General features: G+C 38.0%; 5 protein-coding genes. 1 reads left to right on the top strand and 4 read right to left on the bottom strand.

The features are described 5' to 3' along the window. Positions 1–69: 69 nt before the first annotated feature. The gene (locus LRL21_RS35225) at positions 70–2205 is read right to left on the bottom strand and encodes an ATP-binding protein (protein ID WP_240420486.1); all 2136 of its coding nucleotides are present in this window, start codon (positions 2203–2205) and stop codon (positions 70–72) included. Positions 2206–2337: 132 nt separating this feature from the next. Between LRL21_RS35225 and LRL21_RS35220 the strand changes: the two genes are divergently transcribed. Then, the gene (locus tag LRL21_RS35220) at positions 2338–3543 is read left to right on the top strand and encodes a DNA cytosine methyltransferase (protein ID WP_240420485.1); all 1206 of its coding nucleotides are present in this window, start codon (positions 2338–2340) and stop codon (positions 3541–3543) included. Positions 3544–3616: 73 nt separating this feature from the next. Here LRL21_RS35220 and LRL21_RS47000 read toward each other — a convergent pair whose 3' ends face one another. From LRL21_RS47000 to LRL21_RS35210, 3 genes are all read right to left on the bottom strand, one after another. Continuing rightward, positions 3617–3760 (bottom strand): phospholipase D-like domain-containing protein, encoded by a 144-nt coding sequence (locus LRL21_RS47000; protein WP_420832527.1) that lies wholly within the window; start codon positions 3758–3760, stop codon positions 3617–3619. 504 nt (positions 3761–4264) lie between these two features. Then, complete coding sequence (gene drmB, locus LRL21_RS35215) at positions 4265–6157, bottom strand: DUF1998 domain-containing protein (protein ID WP_240420484.1); 1893 nt, start codon at positions 6155–6157, stop codon at positions 4265–4267. A 5-nt stretch (positions 6158–6162) separates the two neighbouring features. Next, positions 6163–9777, bottom strand: coding sequence for a helicase-related protein (locus tag LRL21_RS35210; protein WP_240420483.1), 3615 nt, complete (start codon positions 9775–9777; stop codon positions 6163–6165). Positions 9778–9786 lie beyond the last annotated feature (9 nt).

The following is a 9786-nucleotide window of genomic DNA, read 5'->3' as shown; positions in this document are numbered from 1 at the left end:
GCGTGGTAACCAAAAATTTCTCTATTCAAAGGCGATGTCCTTCTTCTGTTTATGGATTCGACGAAGCTTCTAAATTCCTGGCCTTATGCTACTTTCGTCGACAGCATTATTTTCGCAACACTCAAGTAAATTCATTGTTTTTGCTCGAATTTCATCCAATAATTCATAATGATCCTTGAAGTGATCGTTTTTTAATTCAGTTATCTTCCTAATGAAATCATCAATCCATCCAAGTGCCTCATCTAATTTAGTATAAATGTTGACTATATCCTCGTTTTCATTTAAAACTGACACAAGTTCAAGTTGACTCGCCAAAAAATCGAGCTTTTTGTTACCATTTACCACCTCACCAGCGCATTCGTTATTTAATTCTTCAACCAACTCAATAATTTCAATTGAATGATTATATCTTGGATTTATTTCAAGCTTACGTTGCTTAAGCATATCTATTTTTTCAATACACTCTCGCTTAAAAGAGTAAATTATATTATACTTTTCCAGTTTACTACTACATAATTCTATTTTATTTTTATAGTTTTCGTATACTTTATTGATATCAATCAATAATTTGGATGATTGGTCTTCCAAAGATTCTCTAAATATATCTAATGTTTTGTACAGGTCTCTAAAGTATTGCTTTTCTTTCTGTTCCTCTTCTAATTGTTGTTGTCTAGCCTTCTCTTGCCTTTCATATTCTTCTTTTAATGCGTTTAAATAGTTATTTCTCTTACCCTCATCTTGAGTCGTACCTAAATAATCAAGTGCCCACCACTTTAATAAATTGATAGCCACATTTCGAAAGTAATTGTAGCTGGAATTTTCCACGAATCCTTCCCTACTTGATTTATCCACCAAATATGGATTAGAGATTTTACTAATCTCCATGAAACCAAACATTCTTCGATGGCTAAATAAATAAGTAGCAGCACGTCTAGATCTTCTTTCCTCCATATGCAAAAAATCGTTTCCTTTTTCACCATAAGGAAGAATTCTCAATCCATCTCTGTAAACATAAATTCCGCCGATTTCTTCAAGCTTACCTCTCATGTCCCGATGTTGATCTTTATTTAATGAGGAGACACCTGCATTTCCCTCTACAAAATACCACTTGAGGTAGATGGGGCCGAAATCTTTATAATTTTTATTACTGAGCCCTATAGATAGTTCACTTGCAGGTACGGAAACATCCTCTACTTTGCCCTGTCCGCGCATAAATGCCTTGCCATTGAAAGTCCCATCAATTATTTTACCTTTTAATGCATAATCATATAGTTTAATATCGTCCTTGTTAAACCACTGTTCATCCTCTAATTGGCGTCCATTTATGTGAATTCTAGGGTTGAAGATATCGTCTTCATTTATTTCATTTTTTGTTGCTATAAGTAATTCTTCCTCTTCTACTTCTTTATCATAAATATCAATATAGTTTTGAAAAGAATACAACAGATCTTTTAATCTTCGATATCGAATTTCCAGTGTTTCATCCTGAACTTGGAGATTTTTAATATTTTCATACACCCTCCAATCCCAACCAGAATCAATATCTGTAAGGTAGAAGATGGTCCCCCCCTTGCGGCTTTCAATTATATTCATCCAATCAAACACTTTTTTTTCTATTTCGAAAGAATCGATTTGTTCGATTACAAGATTTCTGATTTCACTGTCCCATCTAGAATAGTCATATAAATTATTTAACAACATATTTTTCAGATCATTTTTGTTATCTTTCAAATATATAGAAACTTCGTCCAGAGTGTTAAAAGTTTTTAACGGAATTTCTATATCATCAAGAAACATTTTCTCATTTCTGAAAAGTTCCCAATGAAGATACAGGACACACCACTTTCCATCCAACTTCTTTTTAGAGATTATTAAAAGTTGATCTCCTAATAAGGACACCGCTAATCTCCCTATTCCTTTCTCGCCGATTTTAACTCTATTTTTTTTTGTACGTTTAATATCTTTTGTTTTTTTCGAGTAAGTCCCAATTGTAAGCCAATTTTGTTCTAAGTCATCCGCACTCATTCCATCCCCATCATCGCAGACTAAGATACATTGTTTATCGGTATTTATGTCTATGAGTCCCTCCGAAGCATCTGCATCATAAGCATTTCTTAACAACTCGGATATAGCGGTTACTTCATCTCTAATTTGCTGTTTACCAAGGAGATCTACAGCCCTAGCTCTTGTCTTAAATTTCGCCATTTTTACATCTCCTAAATTCATTATTCCCCTCAAAAATCCAAATCTTTATTATCAAATATAAGTACTTTTCAGCAGCCGGCACATTGTTATACAATAATACTTTATAAGGAGTATTATTGTAGGGGGTACCATGTGAAATTTTCAGCTATAGATTTATTTTCCGGAGCAGGCGGGGTATCCGAAGCGTTAAAAAAACACTTTGATATAAAATGTGCCGTGGAATTCGATAAAATTATTGCGACTACATATGCACTGAATCATGGCAGCGACCACCTGCTAGTCAAAGATATAAGAAAAATCAAGAAAAAGAAATGGAACAAGATCAAAAAACAACTGAATGGTGAAAACCCGGATCTTCTCGTCGCAACACCGCCATGTCAGGGTTTTTCAAGACACAGCCGCAAAAAGAGTGTCGTTAATGTCGACGATCGTAACAAACTCATAATGGAAGTTATAAGAGTTGCGAATATATTCCAACCCAATTATATCCTATTTGAGAACGTCGATAATATAGTTAACTTCAAAATTTTTCATATCTTCCTATCCGTCCTTACTAATTTGAATTCGGAAGGGTACAAAAAGCATTTGGATCGTCCATCATATCACTTACGCTTTGAAGTAGTGGATGCCGTTAATTACGGAGTTCCTCAACACAGAAAAAGAATGATACTTATAGGAAAAAAGATAAATGCATTCCCGAATACCGACGCGATAATTCAAGAAACTGTTAAGGGATTGCCATATGTAACAACCCCGCTTTCTTTATGGCCTGAAAAGAAAGAAGCCCCGACGATAAGGGAGTATTTGAAGCGATACAATTTATCTAGTTTAGAAGCCGGTGGGGCTGATAAAAAAGATAAACTACATAGATGTAGAAATCTTTCCCCTGATAATCTAGTTAGAATCCGAGCTACTCCTCGGAATGGAGGTAGTCGTTCCGATTGGAAAGAAGAGCAGTTAACATTGGAATGTCATAAAAAGTCGAACGTTAACTTTGGAGATGTCTATGGAAGAATGAATTTCGACAGTTATGCTCCTACCATAACATGCGGGTGTTTAGCCTATACAAAAGGACGGTTTGGACATCCTGAAGAAGATCGAGCAATCAGCATGAGAGAAGCTGCATTAATTCAAACATTTCCTATTCATTACAAATTCACCGGAAAAGACGGTGGAAATGCTTATGAAGGTTCTAGCGAAAACATAGCTACTCAAATCGGCAATGCAGTGCCCGTAAAACTCGCGCAATCTTTCGTGGATCTTATATACAACCAACTCTTAAACGAAGCCCAAATTGAATTTTTTCCCGAACAATTAGTTGCAGCAACCCAAGCATAAGACCGAGACCTAAGGTATTCACTTAGGTCTCTTTATTTTTACATCTCCACTACGTTTAATAAAGAATAAAGGGTCAAAGGGTCCTAACTTGATTACCTATAAGTAAAATACATAATTCAATGTTTCTCACAAAACCATACTGGGTGAAATTGGCGCTTCCTAAGTAAGCCTTAGACCTATCGGCGATCAATACTTTTGCATGAAACCTTCTAGGCACTTTTTACAGAGAAGCTTTTGGATTATTTATATAAAATGATGAACTGCGATTTTTCCATTATGACCAAGAAGACGGTCTGCCAGCTGCGGACAAGTCGAAGTAAAGATGAGATTGGGAACTGAATGAATTTCGATATCCGCCAAGTGTTGAGGATGTTTTACAACTTTATTTGGTTATTTGCCCTTTAAATCATTTTGAATTAATCATAAAACTGAAATATATAATTACCTTAGAAGATACGTAAGTTTGAAACCTATGCAAACTTAGAGGTTGTGATCGATATGGAAAATAAGCTCGATTTTCTTTTGATTATCTTGCACGGAGTATTTCCGAGAAATTAAAATGGAGCTTGAAGAGGATCCTGATACGAGTTCATTAAAGGGAGATGAGCGGTATGAATCATGCTTTAAGAATGGTTAGGACATATATAATAAGTATGGGTAGGCAATCTTATAATGATTGAAAACAAGCAGGGAGAGATTTAGCAAATCCCTCCCTGCATTACTATATCCAATCTTTATAGAAACCTATCTCTTTTTCCTCAAAAGTCCCCACAACTAATGCACGATCCAGGAAAACATTAAATTCCTCACAACTAGTTTCCGGAAGTAAGCCACAAGAGTGGCACGATGCCAGATTCAACGCGTCTCGACCTTGTCCTTTACTAGATATACAGACAGGATCATTCGAGCATAATTCGCCAAACTCAATTGCCTTTTTAAATGTTCTAGGGAGGCAATCCCAGTACCCCTGTCTCACAAGCCCACCAAGAGTTCCTTCCGAATCCCCGCTTGCCGTGTATATAAGAATGGAAGACATCTCGAACCCATCCTCCGGCTCGCTGCAATACAATCTTTCGCGAAGAGATGCAGCTGTGTAACCACATTCAAAACTTAATTGACGTATTAGCAAATGAGCTATTGTATGAAGTAAGACAAACTTAGGTGTAATAACCCTACTCGTGAACTCCCCTTGATACGATGCTTGATAATGATCATTTATAATCTTTATTCTCTTTTGAATGCTTTGTTCGTTCTGTTCAAACCACTGATTAATATCAGCATTATTAAATTCAATGAATATCCCCTCGCCACGAACCTCATAACCTGGATACCATCTTGTTTCCGGCTCTTTTATCGGGATAAAACCAGGTATATTTTCTCCTACTTCATTTGCGTCAGAGGGATTTATTCTCGTAAAACCTGTAAGTGCGCGAACTTCCCTAATCTTGTGAATAAGTGAAACATTCTTTACAAAGGGGATATCGTAGAAATTAATATCGGTTTCTTCCCTAACAAAATCATTTTCATTTAGATTGCTTATTGAAATTTTTCCGGAAAGCGCCTCAAACTCTTCAAGCCTATATTGCAACCCACTTGCATTTACTATCTCAGAATCGTTATCAGCAGACTCCACTAACCGTCTAGATAAGATATTCTTTATAACTCTTTCATCAACTGATATCTCAATTGAGATTTCCTCTGACCATTTATCCAACCTTTTTTTGATATTCTCCTGACGCTCGAACTCGTCGCATTCCCCAATGTAATTCAATGCTTTTTCAAAGCCTTTTGAGGATAAGATCCAATCATTAACTTTTTCAGAATAAGGAGGTATCACAAGCGAGCTTACAACTTTAGGATAATACAACGAGGATGCTCCTCGTTGCATAACCCTAGGAGATTCATTACAATCAACGGAATGATTCTTCCAAGGCATTCTTCCAGTGCATCTAAAACCTAACTTTTCCATAGCATCCCTATCAAATGCACCTTTTAAGGTAGCCCGTGCATTACAGCTTTTGCACTTAATATTAAGCCCTTCTAGGCCTGCAGTAGCCGTAGTTCCTGTCTCAAATGTTATTTTCGGGTCGGGACATATGTCTTGTCTACCAGTAACATTTTTTTCGTGTGCCCATCTTACCCACGGAAAATCATCAATATGCCCCTTTGTACATGCAACTACAATACGGCTTGGAACTAAACCCTGCCTACACTCCATACACCTAGGTCTTTTCATGTTTGGGTCTATTTCCTTTTGTTTTGCAGTCGCTTTCTTGGCATACTCCTTGATCCATGATTTTAGCGGTTGAAACACCCTGCATTTGGGGCAAAAATACCACTCGGGGAACCTGGTGTATGCAATGCCCCAGTCATCCTTGAAATTGCTGTTTCCCGGCATTCCAAAGTAATCCACTTTCAATGCCTTTTCTAATCTCTCATCGTGAATCCTGCTTACCCTCGTACCCCAATATTCTGGAGCAGCCGTCATTAATGTTTGGTCGGGGAAATCGACCATTGCCCCTACACCATACTGAAGTATAGCTTGGGAACTTCTGACTGTATGCGTAACTTTGTTAAGTCTTTGTATATCTTTTTGTCTACCTAATTTCGCCATGGATATCACTCCCAGATTATTAGCCCCGCAGTTACACTTCTATCCACATTCCGCATGGAAGTTAGAGTTTCTTTAGCGGAATCCGAACTTTCATTACCAAATACTTTTAATAACCTTTTCGAGTCTGAAGGTGGGTCTTGTACTATGTATCTATCGCCATAGTAAAATGCTGTTCCAGCCGAACGATTAATTCGATCCGCCCAATCATCCCAGAACTCGCTCATCTCCCTAAGGATCTCTTCCGTCTCATCTTTTAACTCGATATCCGCCCGTTTTTTCACTTCATTCACACGAGTTAAGATGTACGACTCAATCTCTTTCGTCGCTTCATCATCTCGCTGAAAAAACTGGGCCGCATTATCTTGGGAAAGTTGGTATTTATGCCTCATAAGCGTTACCATAACGGCATGTAGGGCACGATCACGTGCTGGTTTTGAAAAAGGAGTCGCACCTGTAGGTTCTACAAACTTGTAGAAGGACTCGTGATAGCTTCTAAATTGTTCATAGTGGGACCTATCGCGGCTTTTTGCACCATCGTATAACACAAACGCAATTCCTGGATATGTCCTTCCAATCCGGCTTGATGCTTGAATGTACTCACTCGTGAGTTTTGGTTGACCAACTAACAACATTACATTTAGCCGCGCCACATCCACACCTACTGAAATCATATTTGTTGCAAGTAATACATTAATTGGATATTTTTTATCTTTTATGTTTTCATTGCTATAAACAACTTGCTCCAGCTTCTCTAAAGTTTCATTTAACTGTGAGGTAGAGATACGGCTTGTTAATTCATCTGCTGAGCCAATTTGTCTCGTTAAATTCCTGTTCCCAAAACGATACGCCGTCCTTCTGAGAAAGTCCTTTACGTCATCATCCACTAAGGTTGAGCATTTACTCAAATCACGCAAACTGTTAAAGTAAACGGCTAATGTCCAGAATTTATCCTTAACTTCATCTGGAATATTCATCATATGAACGCGTTGGAGGATTGAAGCGATAGAACGTACCTCCATCATTGCCTTTGTCTTCCCAGATGGCATAATTCCAACATATTTACGCCCTGGTTTTTCTGTGGTCTCTGCTTCACGAGCAAAGAAAGAATCTGATGCATCAATACCGGGTGCGGGAAACTGACACACATCTCTATTAAACAGATTCGAACATTGGTCCTTTGCACGTCGAATCGTGGCGGTAGAGGCAATGATCTTAGGTTTCACGCCTTTTACGCTGCACAATGCATCAATTGCTGTTTCGTATAAACCTACAATTGTGCCCAACGGTCCAGAGATAAGATGTAGCTCATCTTGAATAATTAATTCAGGAGTTCTATTATTCCGAGTGGTATGGGTTGCTGCAAAAAAACTCCCTGCTTCATTTTTCCAAGGTAGCATTGCAAATTTATCCACTGTACCAAACAATAGCGTGGGCGGGCTCTTGTATAACTCTTCATCCACGATCTGGATGGGTAAAGCCGATTCAAACTCACAACATTCTTGAGGGCAATAAATACGGAAGTTGTTTTTTCCTTCCATCATATATCCCCATTGGCCAATTATTCCTTTCCCTGTAGCGTCGTGATCTCTCACTAACTTCGTACCACACCACGGACACTTAAGTATCTGAAATTTATTATGTTTATCTTTTACATCCCTCAAGTCACTACTGGATGCCTTAAGAAGCTTTTCGAGAGATTGTTTTGCGTTATCATTTTTATTCGGAGTATGAGTGCCCCCTATCCAAAGTCCAATTGTAATCCTTTCTTTTCCAAGGGTATGTTTTGGATACCTTGGTTTTCTTCTTTCGCAATCTTTTCTAATAGACTCACATGCACAAATAAGAGTACCAGCCCTCAGGAATTGTTGCGCGGCCAATAATCGAAGAGTGTATCTCATAATTACAGTCGTACCATTGGAGCTTTCGAGATAGGTAAGCCGACGGTAGAAAATAGTGAATGCTGTAAGTCCTAAGTACGCCTCAGTCTTACCACCACCTGTTGGAAACCATATGAGATCGACCAAATCTCGTTCATCACTTGTCTCCGCTACAATTGATCTAAGACTCATTAATAAGAACGCTAACTGGAAAGGTCTCCATTTATGCTCTTTATCTTCAATTTTAAAATAGTCTAAGTTTTCCATCCGTTCCTGCAACTCGATATCACCAGGGTAATGATCTTCTCTCTGGAATGCGGAATGAATCCGTTGCATAAACATTGCTCTATTTGCTAGTTGAAAAGCGTCATAGATTTTATCGTCTTCTTCCAACAACTTCAATCCGTGGTACATCCGACCACAAGAATCCCTGCAATCACGAATGTGTTTATCGATAGCATCTTGAAACTTTTTATCCAATGATTTACCAACCTTTTCAATATCGGATATCCAAGTTGAATAAGCGTCAATCAAACCCTTCATTGCAGCAATTTTAATGTTTCTTTCAGTAGAATCCAAATCCGACAAATATTTCATCGATAATGCATTTATACTTACCCTTTTATCCCTAATACTAAAATCCATTTGAGGTACTTCGAACGTTGGCATAAACTCCGTCCAAATCTGCCCCTCACCAGTATCGATTACATTCCAATCAGACGATACCCCATGACCGGTTGCGTACACTTTTTTATCCCGGTAAAGAAGGTCAAGTCCTTTTTCCTCTAAATCCCCGTTCTCTGCATATTCTCTATTAGTATATTCCTTAAAGCGAATTCCTTTATTATTTCCTGTATTGGCCAAAATCTTAGGCTGGAAAAAGGAGTTCGTTCCCTTATATGCACCAGTGTTCATGTTAACCAATAAGATGGTAATAGCATAAAGACCATCAGGAGTTGGACGTTTAATCGCAACACACTTCATATTTTGATTTGATAGATTCGTTTTTTCAAAATAATTATTAGTGAATTTAATATTTACATCGACCTCATGAGGGTTTCTAACGTAGCCTTTTGTGAATTGATTACTTAACCTATAAAGACAATCGATTAAGTAATCGTCATTGACTTCATCGGACTGTTTAATTTGAGTAACTTCTTTGGGGGTCATCCTACTTTTTATTACCAGAAGCCCCTCAGGTTTTTGATACTCCACCATGTGAATTACTTTTGTAGGCAGAATGTAGCTATCCGCATTCTCCGGAGTAAAGGGCAATTTGCAGTCCTCAAGTAAAGCTTTCCGGTAAGTAGCAAATGAAACCTTAACGCTAAGTGTTTCACAGTTCTGATCCACAAAGAAGGTCATTCCAACGGATGATGGCATATTTTGCATCGAAAGGCTGATATCTTCATCTAAGGAACCATTCTCGGAATCATCTGCCACGTTACCCAAATACCTCTTTTTTTTCTCACTTTTGGCATCAAAATCATTTGAAGGTTCCTCTTCAATTGATTCTTCATTCTCTTCCTGAACGGTAGTTTTCGGTACAGCTTCTTGGTTATTGTCCGCATTGATAAGGTTCTTTTGAGGAAATAGAACACCGACACTGTATCTTACTTCTGGCAAGTCAGTAATTATTTCGTGTTCTTCGTCTGGAATTGAATATTCGGACCCCGGCCCGAGAAGCTCCTTTTTGACTTGATCAAATAAATCTTTTCTCGTATCTAATAGGGTATCTCTCATCTCTTTCCT

The organism is Paenibacillus periandrae (assembly GCF_022458865.1).
GTDB lineage: Bacteria > Bacillota > Bacilli > Paenibacillales > NBRC-103111 > Paenibacillus_S > Paenibacillus_S periandrae.
The sequence above is the reverse complement of the archived record's forward strand: the minus strand, read 5'-3'. Positions and strand labels throughout refer to the sequence as shown.